At 30.0% G+C, this 16,300-nt stretch carries 17 protein-coding genes; 12 read left to right on the top strand and 5 right to left on the bottom strand.

From position 1 onward, the window contains the following. A complete protein-coding gene (locus C7447_RS05890) occupies positions 1-858 on the bottom strand; it encodes a hydroxymethylglutaryl-CoA lyase (protein WP_148869596.1) in 858 nt (285 codons plus the stop codon). Positions 859-975: 117 nt separating this feature from the next. On the opposite strand from C7447_RS05890, the gene C7447_RS05885 reads away from it, so the two are divergent. The 4 genes from C7447_RS05885 to C7447_RS05870 all read left to right on the top strand — a co-directional run bounded on the left by C7447_RS05885 (position 976) and on the right by C7447_RS05870 (position 4,121). Further along, entirely contained in the window at positions 976-1,860 is an 885-nt protein-coding gene (locus C7447_RS05885) for a cation diffusion facilitator family transporter (protein WP_148869595.1), read from the top strand. A gap of 111 nt (positions 1,861-1,971) precedes the next feature. Then, entirely contained in the window at positions 1,972-2,538 is a 567-nt protein-coding gene (locus C7447_RS05880; protein ID WP_148869594.1) for an RNA polymerase sigma factor, read from the top strand. Next, entirely contained in the window at positions 2,528-3,058 is a 531-nt protein-coding gene (locus tag C7447_RS05875) for a hypothetical protein (protein ID WP_148869593.1), read from the top strand. Before C7447_RS05880 ends, C7447_RS05875 begins: the two co-directional genes overlap by 11 nt. Then, positions 3,042-4,121: a hypothetical protein gene (locus tag C7447_RS05870; protein WP_148869592.1), complete on the top strand. Its 1,080-nt coding sequence runs from the start codon at positions 3,042-3,044 to the stop codon at positions 4,119-4,121. The genes C7447_RS05875 and C7447_RS05870 overlap by 17 nt, the downstream gene beginning before the upstream one ends. Here C7447_RS05870 and C7447_RS05865 read toward each other — a convergent pair. Continuing rightward, complete coding sequence (locus tag C7447_RS05865) at positions 4,118-4,771, bottom strand: lysoplasmalogenase family protein (RefSeq protein ID WP_148869591.1); 654 nt, start codon at positions 4,769-4,771, stop codon at positions 4,118-4,120. The two genes, C7447_RS05870 and C7447_RS05865, sit on opposite strands and share 4 nt — an antisense overlap. A 64-nt stretch (positions 4,772-4,835) precedes the next feature. Between C7447_RS05865 and C7447_RS05860 the strand changes: the two genes are divergently transcribed. Continuing rightward, positions 4,836-5,564, top strand: coding sequence for a head GIN domain-containing protein (locus C7447_RS05860; protein ID WP_148869590.1), 729 nt, complete (start codon positions 4,836-4,838; stop codon positions 5,562-5,564). A 71-nt stretch (positions 5,565-5,635) separates the two neighbouring features. On the opposite strand, the gene C7447_RS05855 is transcribed toward C7447_RS05860, so the two are convergent. Continuing rightward, positions 5,636-8,275, bottom strand: coding sequence for a valine--tRNA ligase (locus C7447_RS05855; RefSeq protein WP_148869589.1), 2,640 nt, complete (start codon positions 8,273-8,275; stop codon positions 5,636-5,638). A 139-nt stretch (positions 8,276-8,414) separates the two neighbouring features. Here C7447_RS05855 and C7447_RS05850 point away from each other — a divergent pair, with 139 nt between their 5' ends. Beyond that, a complete protein-coding gene (locus tag C7447_RS05850; protein WP_148869588.1) occupies positions 8,415-8,822 on the top strand; it encodes a DUF1573 domain-containing protein in 408 nt (135 codons plus the stop codon). 53 nt (positions 8,823-8,875) lie between these two features. Here the strand turns inward: C7447_RS05850 and C7447_RS05845 are convergent, their stop codons facing one another. Next, positions 8,876-10,216, bottom strand: coding sequence for an aspartyl protease family protein (locus tag C7447_RS05845; RefSeq protein WP_246143025.1), 1,341 nt, complete (start codon positions 10,214-10,216; stop codon positions 8,876-8,878). Between the two features lie 173 nt (positions 10,217-10,389). On the opposite strand from C7447_RS05845, the gene C7447_RS05840 reads away from it, so the two are divergent. From C7447_RS05840 to lipA, 6 genes are all read left to right on the top strand, one after another. Then, the gene (locus C7447_RS05840) at positions 10,390-11,580 is read left to right on the top strand and encodes a pyridoxal phosphate-dependent aminotransferase (RefSeq protein WP_148869587.1); all 1,191 of its coding nucleotides are present in this window, start codon (positions 10,390-10,392) and stop codon (positions 11,578-11,580) included. A gap of 4 nt (positions 11,581-11,584) precedes the next feature. Next, positions 11,585-12,592, top strand: coding sequence for a UDP-N-acetylmuramate dehydrogenase (gene murB / locus C7447_RS05835; RefSeq protein WP_148869586.1), 1,008 nt, complete (start codon positions 11,585-11,587; stop codon positions 12,590-12,592). A 131-nt stretch (positions 12,593-12,723) separates the two neighbouring features. After that, on the top strand, positions 12,724-12,927 hold the full coding sequence (locus C7447_RS05830) for a membrane or secreted protein (protein WP_148869585.1): 204 nt from the start codon (positions 12,724-12,726) through the stop codon (positions 12,925-12,927). A gap of 129 nt (positions 12,928-13,056) precedes the next feature. Continuing rightward, a complete protein-coding gene (locus tag C7447_RS05825; protein ID WP_148869584.1) occupies positions 13,057-13,617 on the top strand; it encodes an RNA polymerase sigma factor in 561 nt (186 codons plus the stop codon). 74 nt (positions 13,618-13,691) lie between these two features. Next, complete coding sequence (locus C7447_RS05820) at positions 13,692-14,156, top strand: hypothetical protein (protein ID WP_148869583.1); 465 nt, start codon at positions 13,692-13,694, stop codon at positions 14,154-14,156. A 38-nt stretch (positions 14,157-14,194) separates the two neighbouring features. Beyond that, entirely contained in the window at positions 14,195-15,070 is an 876-nt protein-coding gene (gene lipA, locus C7447_RS05815) for a lipoyl synthase (protein WP_148869582.1), read from the top strand. A gap of 226 nt (positions 15,071-15,296) precedes the next feature. On the opposite strand, the gene C7447_RS05810 is transcribed toward lipA, so the two are convergent. Next, entirely contained in the window at positions 15,297-16,277 is a 981-nt protein-coding gene (locus C7447_RS05810) for a PLP-dependent cysteine synthase family protein (RefSeq protein ID WP_148869581.1), read from the bottom strand. Positions 16,278-16,300: the final 23 nt, after the last annotated feature.

The following is a 16,300-nucleotide window of genomic DNA, read 5'->3' as shown; positions in this document are numbered from 1 at the left end:
TTAAAATACTTCCAATGCTTTGTTATAAGCACTTTCAAAACTCATTGGTTTAATATTAGTTTCCACTCTAAGAGCAGTAAAATATGATAATAATTTTTCTGTCGGCATGTTTCCAGTTAATTCATCTTTTGCCATAGGGCAACCTCCATAACCTTTTATTGCTCCATCAAACCTTTTACAACCTGCTTTAAAAGCACTATCTACTTTTTCATGCCATGTTGTAGGCGTCGTGTGTAAATGAGCTCCAAATTCTATCTCTGAATATTGCGGTATTAAATTTGAAAATAAATAATCTATTACCTTCGGAGTTGAACTACCTACTGTATCAGACAAAGATACAATTTTCACTCCCATTTTCGCAAGTTTTTCAGTCCAATTACTCACAATATCAACATTCCAAGGGTCTCCGTAAGGATTCCCAAAACCCATAGAAAGGTACGCTACAACCTCTTTGTTATGTCGGCTTGCAATCGCTAAAATTTCTTGCAAAATATCTATTGATTCATGTATCGTTTTATGTGTATTACGCATTTGAAAATTTTCAGATATCGAAAAAGGGTACCCTAAATAATCTATTTCTTCAAACTGACACGCGTCGTTAGCCCCTCTAACATTTGCTACAATAGCTAACAATTTACTTGTTGTTGTCGATAAATCTAACTTTGCCAAAACAGCTGCAGTATCTCTCATTTGAGGTATTGCTTTTGGTGAAACAAAACTACCAAAGTCTATTGTATCAAAACCTACTTTTAATAGTGCATTAATATACTTGGCTTTAGCTTCTGTAGGTATAAAATGACTTTTTATTCCCTGCATTGCATCTCGCGGACATTCTATGATTTTTACTTTGTCAATCATTATGCCAAATATAATAGATATTTTAAAAAGTTTGGTTTGCTTGTAAAATTTATTTCGTATAACTTGGCTGCTAATTAGTCTATAGTATTTTACCTTTTACCTTATTGGTTTAATAAAATGAACAACGAAAAAACCGCTATAAAAACAGCTTATTTTAGTATAATTGGAAACACTTGCTTAGCCATCTTAAAAGGGCTTGCTGGATTTTTCGGAAATTCATACGCTTTGATTGCTGATGCAATTGAATCGATTACTGATATTTTTTCTTCTCTTTTAGTTCTATTTGGACTTAAATATGCTAAAAGACCAGCAGATGAAAATCATCCTTACGGACATGGAAAAATTGAACCTTTAATTACATTTGTAGTAGTCACTTTTCTTGTTATTTCTGCCACTATAATTGCTTATGAAAGTATTCAAAACATTCAAACACCTCAAAAACCACCCAAATATTGGACGTTAATTGTTTTAGGAGCCATAATTTTTTGGAAAGAAATTTCTTTCAGAATTGTTATTAAAAAAAGTAAAGAAACAAATAGTTCTTCTTTAAAAGCAGACGCTTGGCATCATAGAAGTGATGCTATCACTTCCATTATGGCTTTTATAGGAATTACTATTGCTTTAATTTTTGGAGAAGGTTTTGAAGCTGCTGATGATTGGGCTGCATTATTTGCTTCTGCTTTTATTTTATACAATAGTTATTTAATATTTAGACCTGCTCTTGGTGAAATAATGGATGAACACCTTTACGATGACCTTATTGATGAAATAAGAGAAAAATCAATAACTGTAATTGGAATTTTAGGAATAGAAAAATGCTTTGTTCGAAAAGCTGGAATGAAATATCATGTTGATTTACATGCTGTTGTTGATAGTAATATTTCGGTAAAAGAAGGTCATAATTTAGCCCATAAACTAAAAGATTATTTAAGAGAAGAAATTCCAAATTTAGGACATGTATTAATTCATATAGAGCCGAATGATTGTACTATTAAGTATTAAGTAACCTTTTTATCTATTTTATAATACTTCTTTAGAAAATAAATTTCTACATTTAAAAATAAAACTGTCACAAATTAAATTGTGTATGGTCTTTGATATAGAAACGTTTCATTGAACGCACAACAAACACATATCAACCAACTACTTGAACGCTGTAAAAAGAACGATAGCACTGCACAAATGCAAGTGTATAAGAGTTATTATAAGGCCATGTACAATGCTGCTTATCGAATTTTAAAAAATGAATTCGAAGCAGAAGATGTAATGCAGGAGGCTTTTTTAACAGCATTCACCAAATTAAATTCATTTAAAGGCGAAGTTACATTTGGCGCGTGGTTAAAAAGAATTGTGATTAATAAAAGTTTAACGCAACTTAAAAAAAATAGTCGCTACGAAGAAGTAAAGATGGAAGTAATTCCGAATTATGAAATAGAAGAAACTGATATTAATTATAGCAGTTTAGATGTTAAATCTGTTCTATCCTGTTTAAATAATTTAAAAGAGAATTATCGCATAGCCCTCACTTTAAATTTAATAGAAGGCTATGATTACGAAGAAATCGCTCAAATATTAAAGTATAGTAACGAAAATGTACGTACCACAATATCGAGAGCAAAAAGGAAATTAAAGCAAGTGTTACTTGCTAATCAACAAAAAACACAAGTTTATGGACGATAAATTGCACACCTTTTTTGCTGAAAGTAGTTTCGATACACTAGAGCCACACTCTGGTCACGAAGCCCGTTTTTTGCGCAAACTTGAGCATCCGAAGAAAGGAAAAAATCTTTCTTGGAAATGGATGAGTATTGCAGCTTCAGTTGTTTTATTTATCGGTTTTTATTTGGGTAGCTCACATCAAAAATATCAATACGATTTGGCCAGTGTTTCACCTAAAATGGCAGAAGCTCAAAGTTTTTTTGTGTCAACTATTAATCAAGAATTAAAAGAAATTGAAAAATATAGAAACTTAGAAACAGAAAGTATTATTGAAGATAGTCTTAACGAAATTGAAGAATTAGAAGATAATTATAAAAATTTAAGACAAGAACTAAAAGCAAACGGTAATGAACGTCATGCAATACAAGGCATGATTACTAACTACCAACAACGATTGGAAGTCTTAGAAAAACTTCTTATCCAATTAGAATTATTAAACAATCCCGAAAGATTAAATATCCAAAATGATGAAATCATATAACCTTTTTATATTCATATTATGTATCCCTTTGTTAAGTTTTACTACAGACACAAAAAAGCATGAAAAAAGTAAAACTATAAACAAGACCTATACTGTTAACAAAAATGCAACCGTTTATATTAATAATAAATATGGTAACGTATCAGTAACAACATGGAATGAAAACCGAGTGGAAATTGATGTGAAAATTACTGTCAAAGGCAATAACTTAGATAAAGTTGAAGACAAATTACAATCAATTACCGTTAAGTTTGAAGCTACCAAAGATTTAGTAGAAGCACGTACTATGGTAGAAAATACCAAATCTAGCTGGTCTTGGTGGGGAAATGATAGTAACCTTAATTATGAAATTAATTACTCGGTAAAAATGCCCAAAACCAATAATGCTGATTTACATAATAAATACGGTAATATAGAGCTTGATGAATTAGAAGGAAAAGCTAATATAGAATGTGATTATGGAAATATAGAAGTTGAAAAATTACTAAATGAAACCAACTCTATTGAATTAGATTATTGTGGAGGCTCTGATGTTAAATACATGAAATCTGGTACTTTAAATGCTGATTATTCAAAAATTACTATTGATGAAACAGAAAATTTAAAAGCAAATATAGATTACACCACTTTAAAAGTAGGAAAAGTAAATAATTTATCTTTTAGTAGTGATTATGGTAGCTTAACGGTTGACGAGGTAACACATGTTAGTGGAAGCTCAGATTACGCAGGTATGCGATTTGGTACTGTCTATAAAAATCTTAAAATTGATACTGATTATGGAGGGTTACGTATTAATAATTTAGCAAAAGGTTTTGAAAATGTAACTATTGATGGTAGCTATGCAGGTATTAAAATAGGAACAGCAAGTAACAATAATTTTAAATTTAATATTGATTTAGGCTATGCAGGCTTTGGATATCCCGAAGAAAAGGTTGAAATGTTTAAAAGTGTTAAAAAAACGAGTAAAAAATATTATGAAGGTCTTTTTGGTAAAGGAAATTCAAACTCCATTTTACACATAAAATCGAATTATGGCGGTGTATCTCTTAAGTTAAATGATTAATTTTTTTCAACAATCATAGCTTTGCATATTAAATAACGTGCTATATAATATAGAATGGTATAGAAAATAACATATAATAATTTGTAATCTATAAACTTATTAAATGCAATTAAAATATCAGCAATTGTAATTATCAGCATTCCCAAAAAAAAGAATTTATTTTTAATGGTCATTTTATTCAAATAATTAATAAATGCAAACAAGGCCATTATTGTTGACAACAATCCCATTATTAAAATAGTATACGATAATTCACCTAAATATGATTTTAATTGAGGGAAAACAATAGCAAAAACAGCAAAAAATGGAAGAAAATATAACAACAAGGTTTTATGTTCAGTTTCAAAAAAAGCTCTTCTTGCAATAATAATATAAAGAACTCTGTTGATTAGTAAAAATAAAGTTCCAATAATTAAAAAAGCATCATCAAAAACTAGAAAAGCATCAGAAACAATAGAACAAAGCAATACTAGAAGATACCAGTAATTTATTTTTTTTGATCTACTAAGATACAAAAAGGATAATGAAATTAACGACAACAATTTAATAACCATTTCAATCATAACATCACCACTATCAATAAAAAAAAGTGATAGAAAAGAAGTTAAAATGAATAATAAAGTATAAAAATCCAATTTTTTAGTAAACATAACATCGGGGGATGAATACTAAATATAAATATTATTTATAATACTAACATTAAAAACCTAAAAAATGAAAAAATTAATTATTACAAGTCTAATTATCTTTATCAGTTTTTCTTCAGAAGCACAAAGCTGGTGGAATTCAAAAAAAGTTAAAGGAAACGGGAAAGTTATTACAAAAACACGCTCTGTAGATAATTTTGATGAAGTAAGTGTTGGAGGTTCTTTCGATGTTAATTTAATTGATGGGAAAGAAGGTAAAATAACTATTGAAGGGGAAGAAAATATTATTCCTTATATAATTACAGAAGTTCGTGGAGGAACTTTAAAAATTAAATTTAAAGACAATACAAACATTAGAACTACAAAAAGACTAACAGTAACAGTTCCTTTTGAAGAAATTGAAGGTGTTTCTTTAGGTGGTTCTGGTAATATTAACGTTGAAAAACGCATAAAAGCTAATGATGTTTCTTTTAGTATAGGTGGTTCTGGTAACATTACTGCCGAAGTTGATGCTTCCTCTGTAAAAAGCTCTATTGGTGGCTCGGGAAACATTAAATTAAAAGGAAATACAGGAGATTTTAAATGCTCTATTGCGGGTTCTGGTAGCGTAAAAGCTTATGATTTATATGCTGATAACTTAAAAGCAAATATCGCAGGTTCTGGTAGTGTTCAAACCTCTGTAAAAACAAAAATTGACGCTAATGTAGTTGGGTCTGGAAGTGTGTACTACAAAGGTAAACCTAAGTATATAGACTCAAATTCTGTAGGTTCTGGTGATGTTATTGATAAAAATTAAACCTAGAATTAAAAACATAAAAAAACTCCAATGTAAATTTACATCGGAGTTTTTTTTATATTCTACTTATCTTATTGTAAAGAAACCAAACTCGCTTTAATTGTTTCAATTTTAGCTAATGTATCTGCTTCTTTTTTACGTTCTAAAGCTAAAACCTGCTCTGGTGCATTATTTACAAAACGCTCATTAGATAATTTCTTTTGTATTCCAAATAAGAAACCTTCTGCTCTTTTTAATTCTGCATTTAACTTTGTTATTTCTGCTTCAACATCAATATTATCTAAAGAAATTGGTACGAAATATTCATTAGATTTAACTCTATATGATGATGCTCCGTCTACTTTTTCAGATACATAGCTCAACTCTGCAACATTTCCTAACTTTTTAATAACAGTATCAAATTGTTCTGATGCTTTTTCATTATTGATTACAGATAGATCTATCGTTTCTTTAAACGAAATATTCTTATTTTTTCTAATTGTTCTAATCCCTGAAACTACTTCTGAAGCAAATTCAAATTCTGAAATTAATTGCTCATTACTCTCTTTTACCTTCGGATATTCTGCTACGATTAAAGCTTCCTCTGGAGTTCTATCAGCAATATATTGCCAAATTTCTTCCGTTAAGAAAGGCATAAATGGGTGTAAAACTTTTAGATTATTTTCTAAAACTTTTATTACTTCTTTATATGTCTTAGCATCTATAGGTTGTTGATATCCTGGTTTAACGATTTCTAATAACCATGAAGAAAAATCATCTGTAATCAACTTATAAATTACCATTAAGGCGTCAGATAAACGGTATTTACTAAAATGATCTTCTATTTCTATCAAAGCTTTTTGAAACTTAGCCTCATACCAAGCTAAACCTATTTTAGCAGTTTCTGGTTGCTCTAAAGTTTCATCAATTTCCCAACCTTTTATTAAACGGAAGGTATTCCATATTTTGTTAGCAAAACCTTTTCCTTGCTGACATAAATCTTCATCAAACATTAAATCATTTCCAGCAGCTGCACTTAATAACAAACCAACACGAACCCCGTCTGCACCAAAATCTTCAATTAACTTTAAGGCATCTGGTGAGTTTCCTAAAGATTTACTCATTTTGCGACGTTGCTTGTCACGTACCAACCCTGTTAAATATACATTTTCAAACGGGCGCTCTCCTTTGTATTCATATCCAGCAATAATCATACGAGCAACCCAGAAAAATAAAATATCTGGTCCTGTTACTAAATCATTGGTTGGGTAATAATAATTAATTTCTTCATTCTCTGGATTACGAATTCCGTCGAAAACCGACATTGGCCATAACCAAGAAGAGAACCAAGTATCTAATACATCAGGATCTTGTCTTAAATCTGAAGCTGATAAAGAGCTGTTTCCTGTTTTTTCTTGTGCCAATTTTACGGCATCTTCTATTTTTTCTGCAACAACAAAGTCTTCTTTTCCGTCCCCGAAATAAAATGCAGGAATTTGTTGACCCCACCATAACTGACGAGAAATATTCCAATCACGAATGTTTTCCATCCAATGACGATAGGTATTCTCAAATTTCTTAGGATATAATTTTACATCACTATCTTCTCCTAAAACAGCGTCAATAGCGGGTTTTGCTAGTTTTTCCATTTTTAAAAACCATTGATCTGATAATCTTGGTTCGATTACAGCTTTGGTTCTTTCAGAAGTTCCAACTTTATTTGTATGTTGTTCTACTTTTACTAAGTAACCTTTTTCTTCTAATTCTTTAGATATTTCTTTACGAACAACAAAACGATCTTTTCCTTTATAATGTAAACCGAAAGAATTTAGAGTTGCATCTTCATTAAAAATATCTATTACTTCTAACTTATGTTTCTCTCCTAAAACCTTGTCATTTTCATCATGAGCGGGTGTTACTTTTAAACATCCTGTACCAAATTCAACATCTACATATTCGTCTTCAATAATCGGAATTTCACGATTACATAATGGAACAATAGCTTTCTTTCCTTTTAAATGTGAAAATCTTTCATCATTTGGATTGATACAAATTGCCGAGTCTCCCAAAATAGTTTCAGGACGTGTCGTTGCAATGGTTACTTTTTCATCAGAACCAACGATATCATATTGTAAGTAATATAAATTCCCTTGACGCTCTTCATAAATAACTTCCTCATCAGAAAGTGTTGTTTTTGCTTCAGGATCCCAATTTACCATTCGATAACCACGGTAAATCATTCCTTTATTATATAAATCAACAAAAACTTTAATTACAGATTCACTCATGTCATCATCCATGGTAAACTTTGTACGTTCCCAATCACACGAAGCTCCTAATTTTTTTAATTGCTCAAGAATAATTCCACCATACTCATTTTTCCATTCAAAAGCATGTTTCAAAAATTCTTCACGAGTTAAATCATCTTTATTAATTCCTGCTTCTTTTAACTTAGCAACAACTTTAGCTTCGGTTGCAATAGATGCATGATCTGTACCTGGAACCCAACATGCATTTTTGCCTTGTAAACGTGCACGACGAATTAATACATCTTGTATGGTATTATTTAACATATGTCCCATATGTAATACTCCTGTAACATTAGGAGGAGGAATTACTATAGTGTATGGCTCTCGTTTATCAACTTCACTATGAAAATAATTATGCTTCATCCAGTAGTCATACCACTTACCTTCTACTTCGTTTGCATTATATTTTGATGGAATATTCATTTTTGGCATTGTTTTTGAAATATGATTGACAAAAATACAACTATCTATGACGTACAGAAAATTAGAAGTTGATTTTTTATAACTAAAAAAATATAGTATTTTTGTAAACAGGTAATCCCTAAACAATTATTAAAACATTATGAAAACAATTTTATCATTTATCGCAGTATGCTTTATTACATTAACAGTATCTGCTCAAGAATTTAAGTTTGACAGCGAGTTAATCGATTATGGAAAAATCGCTCAAGGTTCAGAAGGAAAACGCGCTTTTGTATTTACAAACGTTGGTGATGCTCCATTAATTATTAAAGATATTAAGTCTACTTGTGGTTGTACGGTACCTACAAAACCTGAAAAGCCAATTATGCCAGGAGAAAAAGGACAAATTGAAGTTTCTTATGATACAAAAAGAATAGGTGGTTTTTCTAAAGCAATTACGATTTATTCTAATGCTAAAGAAGAAAGAAAAATGTTAAAAATTAAAGGATACATCTCTAAAGATGCTGCTCCAGAAAAAAAGAAAGCATTGGTGGGAAGCGGTAGCTAAACCAACAAGCTTAATAATATTTAAAGCCTCGATGATATATTCGAGGCTTTTTTTTATATTCTTTCTTTTAATCTAAATTCATATTTAAATATCACACCAAACCGTTCAACTTCTATTCTAATTTTTTTTCCGGGTTTAGAATGAAAAAGAGTAGTTATATCATATAATTTATATGAATGTGCTGGTTTATTATTTATTCTTTTTATAATATCTTCTTTCATAACTCCTACTTCAAAAGCTGGTGAACCTTCAACAACATTTTCAACTTTATAGGATGGTTTAAACTTGTAGTGATAGCTCGTTATAAAAGATATTGTTTTATTGTTTGCAGTTTTATTATTAGAATTAAAAGAATCATTAATTTTACTAGTTGATTCTTCTTTAATTAATTCTTGTCCGCTATAAATAACATTTAATCCACTCATATTATAGTAAAACCCTTTTTTGAAAGAACTATTCTTTTTTAATGTTATTTTTTTGTTTGGGTAATCAATCCATACTTTAAAACGTTTCAATATACCACCTCCGATACTACCATTTCTTTCTTTGAATTTTCTTGCATTAAAAGATGATACTGAATCTAAGAAAGAAACTGTAGGTTTTTTTATTGCAAACCTTCCCAAAGAAATTTCAGAAATTTTACTTCGGTTTCCATAAATAGTACCGCTTAAACCTTCTCCTAAAATGTCTTTAAAATATTTTTTTGGCGTTTTTATCTCCTCTTTTGTGTCTTCAAATAACCATAAGGCATCGCTACCGCCAGAATCGATTAATAATTTTACATTTGTTTTTTTATTCCCGAGTGCTTCTAATTGTATTTCTGCATTTATATAGGGTTTATTTCTATAAAATTCCAATGTAAACTCCTCGCATTTCCTACATTTAGAGTATGAATATTTTTTTGGGTTATAAAAAATAATCGTTTTCGATGTATAGTTAATTTTTGCTATTACATTTTGTAGTAAATCATAGCCAATAATACCATGAATTGTAATACCCATCCTTGCCGAAACATTAAAAGCATCTCTTAGGATAACATATAAATCTTCCTGTAGACTTATTAAGTTTTTAATTTGAAATGTATTATTTGATGAAAGTAAAGCTTCAACAGGTTCTCCAGATCCTAAACCTTGTAATGTTATTTTTTTAACATCATTCAAACCAATACTATCATTTTGATTAAGATTAAAAAGGATTGTTTCATTAACACCTGTATCTAATATAAATGATAGTTCTTTTCCATTTATTTTTAAAGGAATTACAATAAGATTGTTTATTAATTTGAAATTTATTTTTTGTCTCTCATCATTATTACCATAGAATTGAAAACCTCTTTGCGACAAAGACTTCAATGAGAATAACATAAAAATTAGCGTAAATATTTGTATTTTCAATGGGATTGCTTTAAGAATAATGCATAATATACAATCTTCATTTTATTTATAAATGTTTTTTTTAATATTTAGCTTCTTGTTTAATATTAATAACCGAAATTTGATATGAAAGCCTTTATCTTTTTCAATTATATTTTGCAAATTTGCTTTTCAAACAACAAAAACACTAAAGAATGCCTTCTATTTCTAAAAAAGGTCAATTAATGCCACAATCGCCAATACGAAAATTGGTGCCTTATGCTGAAAAAGCTTATAAACAAGGAAAAACAGTTTACCACTTAAATATTGGTCAACCCGATATAAAATCACCTCAAATAGCCTTAGATGCTGTAAAAGTTCACTCATTGGATATTTTAGCATACACAAGATCTGAAGGATCTGAAGCTTATAGAGAAAAAATAGCAGCATACTACGCCAAAAATAACATTCATGTTAAACATGATGATATTATTGTGACAACTGGTGGAAGTGAAGCTTTACTATTTGCCTTTGGAAGTATTATGGATGTGGATGATGAAATTATTATACCAGAACCATTTTACGCAAACTACAATGGTTTTTCAACTGCATCTGGTGTTAAAGTAGTTCCTGTTATTTCAAAAATTGAAAATAATTTTGCTTTACCTCCTATTGAAGAATTTGAAAAATTAATTACTCCCAAAACTAAGGCTATTCTTATTTGTAACCCAGGAAATCCAACGGGTTATTTATATTCAAAAGAAGAAATTAGAAAATTGGCAGCTTTAGTAAAAAAACATGATTTATTTTTAATTGCTGATGAAGTTTATAGAGAATTTACTTATGACGGTATAAAACATTACTCTATTATGGAAGAGCCTGGATTAGAGCAACATACTATTATTATAGATTCAGTTTCTAAAAGATATAGTATGTGTGGGGCTAGAATTGGGTGTTTAGTAAGTAAAAACAAAGAGGTAATTGCTACAGCATTAAAATTTGCACAAGCCAGACTAAGTCCACCAACACTAGCACAAATTGCCAGTGAAGCAGCACTAGATACACCTCAAAGTTATTTTGATGATGTAATCGAAGAATATGTTGAGCGTAGAAATACCTTAATTTCTGAATTGAAAAAAATTGACGGAGTTAAAGTTGCTACCCCAAAAGGGGCATTTTATTGCATTGTAGAATTACCTGTAAAAAACAGTGATGCCTTTGCGCAATGGCTTTTAGAAGATTTTAATGTTAATGGAGAGACTGTAATGGTAGCTCCTGCTGCTGGGTTTTACTCTTCTCCTGGAGTTGGGTTAAATCAAATTCGAATAGCTTACGTATTAAATAAAAACAGCTTAATTAAAGCTGTGAATATTATTAAACAAGCTCTAAAAGTTTACAAAGATTAATTTAGTGATTATTCAACAAAACATCTCTTTAAAAAGCTACAATACGTTTGGTATTCATGTTAATGCCAAACGTTTTGTCTCTATAACTTCAGTTTATCAACTTCAACAACTTTTAAAAGAAGAGAAAGATATCTTCTTGCTTTCTGGCGGAAGTAATATGTTGCTTACAAAAGACATAGATAAACTAGTAGTACACTTAAACATCAAGGGGATTTCAATAGATAGGGAAGATCAAAATAATGTATACCTAACCGTAAATGCTGGTGAAAATTGGCATGAATTTCTACTTTGGACTATTTCTCAAAATTATGGAGGTCTTGAAAACCTATCTTTAATTCCAGGAAATGTTGGCACCTGCCCTATCCAGAACATTGGTGCTTATGGAGTTGAAGTAAAAGATCGAATTACCAAAGTGGAAGCTATTGAAATTGAAACTGGCAAACTCATTTCTTTCTCAAATTCTGAGTGTGAATTTGGCTATCGAAACTCGATTTTTAAAAACTATGCAAAAGGTAAATATGTAATAACTTCAGTAAGTTTTCTGCTTACTAAAGTTAATCATAAATTAAACACATCTTACGGAGCGATTGAAACTGAATTAGAAAATAGAAATATTAAAAATCCAACTATAAAAGATATTTCTGATGCGGTAATCACCATTCGTCAATCAAAATTACCAGACCCAAAAGAAATTGGAAATAGTGGTAGTTTTTTTAAAAACCCTGTCATTTCAAAAAATCAATTTAAAGCACTTCAAAAGGAATATCCAAATATTCCTAGTTATATTATTTCAGAAAATGAAATTAAAGTACCTGCAGGATGGCTAATTGAACAAAGTGGATTTAAAGGAAAACGTTATGGCGATTATGGCGTACACGAAAAGCAAGCCTTAGTTTTAGTAAATTATGGAAATGCTTCTGGGAAAGAAATTCATCAACTAGCACAAAACATACAGCAAACAATTAAAAAGAAGTTTGATATTAATTTAGAAATTGAAGTAAATATTATTTAATTTCTCTTTCTCTCTAATTAGTCCAAACTTTAAATCTTCATTCTTTAAAGGAATTGTAAAAGTGAAAATTAACTAATTAAGAATTTTATAAAAATTTAGTTTATGTATCTTTGCACAATAAAATAATATAAATGAAATTAGTTTTATTAACAATCGGTTTATTAGGTTTAGCTTTTGCAGGAATTGCTATTAAAATTTGGGCAAAAAAAGACGGTAAATTTGCGGGGACTTGTGCAAGTCAAAACCCAATGTTAAATGAAAGTGGAGAAGCTTGTGGTTTTTGCGGTAAAACTCCAGATCAATTCGATTCTTGTAATGACCCACAACATAGTTAAACTTATTTCTTTTCAATCTACTAGTGAAGTAACAAAGTAGTTTTTCTATCTAGGATTTACTTTTATTTAAACTACCTAATCATAATTCTTATTTAGTATATTAGCATATCCATTTTCTAAACTTACGCATTGGAAATCAATCAAGAAAAACTTTTAGACCACATTCAAAAAGCAAAAAAAGGTAATCAAATATCTTTTAATTATTTACTTGATACTTATTGGAGCAGTGTTTATAGTTTTCAATTAAAAAGAACTCAAAATGAAAATGATGCAGAAGATATAGCTATTCAAACTTTTTCTAAAGCTTTTGATAAAATACATACTTTTGATGAACAATATCAATTTAAAACTTGGCTAATCGCTATTTCTAAAAATGTTCATATAGATTTATTACGAAAAAGAAAATCATCTAATTCAATAGCAACTACTAAACAGCAAGAAGAAGAAGTTTATAAAGTTATAGATGATACCCCCTCACCAGAAGATGAAATTATTACTGAACAAAATTTAGCTAAATTGCTTAAAGATATTAAGCAGTTAAAACCTAAATATCAAGAAATCATAAACTTAAGATACTTCCAGGAATTAAGTTATAAAGAAATTTCTGAACAACTAAATGAACCTATGAATAACGTAAAAGTTAAATTATTACGTGCTAAAAAGTTGTTAGCAGAAATTATTAAAAAATAATAGATTTATTTGTACATTCGCACGTTTTTTATAATGATTTAAAGTCATTACAATCCCTAAAAAAGAAACCAAAAATGCGAACAAATCAATTTACAATTAAATTAAAATACCTTTTAATTTTTGCTTTATTTTTAACTTTTCAAAATATTATCTCTCAAAACATTGAAGATAAAGTAGTAAGCGCTTTAAGTGATACTACAATTGAAATACGAGGTAAATTACAAATGGAAAATGAAAAATTCCGTTTCGATTACCATGATCTTTATCAAAAAGATTCTCAAGCTAAATTTTTACAGGAAAAAGGATACCACGGTGGTGGACCAAGTTGGTTAGGAATTATTTATGGTGCATTTAAAATGTGCGATAGTGATTTAATTGACAACATTGAAATGAAGGTTGAAGTAACCGGAATTACTTTTTGGAGTGCTAAAAAAGAAGAATTAGACAAGATTGGTAGAGTTGTTTCCGTTCTTAAGTCTGATGAAACAATTTTATTAGAAGCAATTGAATATGCAAAGGAGTATGATATGATGCTCTAAAACTTTCTTTGTAAATTTGCATTTCAAATACTATTCGAATGTCAAATACAGCTATAACAATTCCTTCTGAAGAAAGAGTAAAAAAACCTAAATGGCTACGTGTAAAATTACCAGTAGGTAAAAAATACACAGAACTACGCGGTTTGGTAGATAAATACAAGCTTAATACAATTTGTACAAGTGGTAGTTGTCCTAACATGGGAGAATGTTGGGGAGAAGGTACTGCTACTTTTATGATTTTAGGTAATATCTGTACGCGCTCATGTGGATTTTGTGGTGTAAAAACAGGAAGACCAGAAACCGTTGAATGGGACGAACCAGAAAAAGTGGCTCGCTCTATTAAAATAATGAGTATTAAACATGCGGTAATTACTTCTGTAGATCGTGATGATTTAAAAGATGGAGGTTCTATTATTTGGTCAGAAACTGTTCAGGCAATTCGTAGAGCAAATCCGAACACGACTTTAGAAACATTAATTCCTGATTTTCAAGGAAACACTAAGCAAATAGATCGAATTATAGAGGTGCATCCTGAAGTAGTTTCCCATAATATGGAAACTGTTCGCAGATTAACTCGAGAAGTACGTATCCAAGCAAAATATGACCGTAGTTTAGGTGTTTTAAAATACTTAAAAGAAAACGGGATGCGAACAAAATCTGGTATAATGCTTGGTTTAGGTGAATCTGAAGAAGAAGTAATTCAAACCATGAAAGATTTACGTAACGTTGGTTTAGACGTTATTACTATTGGTCAATACTTACAACCTACCAAAAAACATTTACCGGTAAAAGAGTTCATTACACCTGCTCAATTCGAAAAATATGAAAAGCTTGGTAAGGAAATGGGCTTTATGTATGTAGAAAGTGGCGCTTTAGTTCGTTCTTCTTACAAAGCACACAAACACGCAAGCTAAAAATTACAATTTTATTACGAATTCGTTAACAAAAAAGGATTCAAAAGTTAATAAAATGTAAAATCTTTAAAAATTATAGATTTATAATTCAAATAGTATTAATTTTGCATAGAATTGAGAACGATTAATAATTGTTTTCATTGTGTAAATTATTTGAATTAGTTGATTAACAAAAGCCTCTCCTAGGAGTGGCTTTTGGATTTTTAAATATATTATGTAGAATATTTTATTCTATATATCCCATTTTTTTCATCCATTCATCGTTAAACATTTTACCAACGTATCGACTTCCGTGATCGTGGAATAATACAACAACGACGTCGTCTTTAGTAAAATGATCTTTTAACTGTAACAAACCTTTCATGGCTGCTCCAGCAGAATTCCCTAAAAACATTCCCTCTTTTTTGGCTAATAACTGCGTATACACAGCTGCATCTTTATCGGTAACTTTTGTAAAACCATCAATGATTGAAAAATCAACATTTTTGGGTAAAATATCTTCCCCTATACCCTCAGTTACATATGGATAAATTTCTTTCTCATCAAATTCACCAGTTTCATGATATTTTTTAAATACAGAACCATAAGTGTCAATTCCCCAAACTTTAACATTCGGATTTTGTTCTTTTAAATATTTTCCAACTCCAGAAATGGTTCCTCCTGTTCCTACTCCAACCACAAAATGAGTAATCTTCCCTTCTGTTTGCTTCCAAATTTCTGGCCCTGTACTTTCGTAATGAGCTTTTGCATTACTCGGATTATCATATTGATTTACATACCAAGAATTTGGTGTTTCTTCTCCCAATCTTTTAGAAACAGAATAATAACTTCTAGGATCTTCTGGCTCAACATCTGTAGGACATACAACAACCTCAGCTCCTACTGCTTTTAAAATATCTATTTTCTCTTTACTTTGCTTGTCTGCCATTACAAAAATACATTTGTATCCTTTAATAATTGCAGCCAACGCCAACCCCATTCCTGTATTACCCGAAGTTCCTTCAATAATAGTTCCTCCTGGTTTTAATCTTCCATCTGCCTCTGCATCTTCAATCATTTTTAATGCCATACGATCTTTAACCGAGTTACCTGGATTAAATGTTTCGTATTTCGCTAAAACTAAAGCCGGAATTTCTTTTGCTAACTCATTGATTTTTACAAGAGGTGTATTACCAATGGTTTCTAATATATTTTTTGCGTATTTCATTATAATAAGACTATTGAGCGGCA

The sequence above is a fragment of the Tenacibaculum adriaticum genome, assembly GCF_008124875.1.
Lineage (GTDB): Bacteria > Bacteroidota > Bacteroidia > Flavobacteriales > Flavobacteriaceae > Polaribacter > Polaribacter adriaticus.
The sequence above is the reverse complement of the archived record's forward strand: the minus strand, read 5'-3'. Positions and strand labels throughout refer to the sequence as shown.

Bases quoted from the DNA above. Each gene is read 5' to 3' on its own strand.
- C7447_RS05820 (WP_148869583.1), top strand. From the start codon at position 13,692: ATGCGAACAAATCAATTTACAATTAAATTAAAATACCTTTTAATTTTT.
- C7447_RS05875 (WP_148869593.1), top strand. From the start codon at position 2,528: ATGGACGATAAATTGCACACCTTTTTTGCTGAAAGTAGTTTCGATACA.
- lipA (WP_148869582.1), top strand. From the start codon at position 14,195: ATGTCAAATACAGCTATAACAATTCCTTCTGAAGAAAGAGTAAAAAAA.
- C7447_RS05850 (WP_148869588.1), top strand. From the start codon at position 8,415: ATGAAAACAATTTTATCATTTATCGCAGTATGCTTTATTACATTAACA.
- C7447_RS05870 (WP_148869592.1), top strand. From the start codon at position 3,042: ATGATGAAATCATATAACCTTTTTATATTCATATTATGTATCCCTTTG.
- C7447_RS05840 (WP_148869587.1), top strand. From the start codon at position 10,390: ATGCCTTCTATTTCTAAAAAAGGTCAATTAATGCCACAATCGCCAATA.
- C7447_RS05885 (WP_148869595.1), top strand. From the start codon at position 976: ATGAACAACGAAAAAACCGCTATAAAAACAGCTTATTTTAGTATAATT.
- C7447_RS05830 (WP_148869585.1), top strand. From the start codon at position 12,724: ATGAAATTAGTTTTATTAACAATCGGTTTATTAGGTTTAGCTTTTGCA.
- C7447_RS05860 (WP_148869590.1), top strand. From the start codon at position 4,836: ATGAAAAAATTAATTATTACAAGTCTAATTATCTTTATCAGTTTTTCT.
- C7447_RS05810 (WP_148869581.1), bottom strand. From the start codon at position 16,277: ATGAAATACGCAAAAAATATATTAGAAACCATTGGTAATACACCTCTT.
- C7447_RS05855 (WP_148869589.1), bottom strand. From the start codon at position 8,275: ATGAATATTCCATCAAAATATAATGCAAACGAAGTAGAAGGTAAGTGG.
- C7447_RS05890 (WP_148869596.1), bottom strand. From the start codon at position 858: ATGATTGACAAAGTAAAAATCATAGAATGTCCGCGAGATGCAATGCAG.
- C7447_RS05865 (WP_148869591.1), bottom strand. From the start codon at position 4,771: ATGTTTACTAAAAAATTGGATTTTTATACTTTATTATTCATTTTAACT.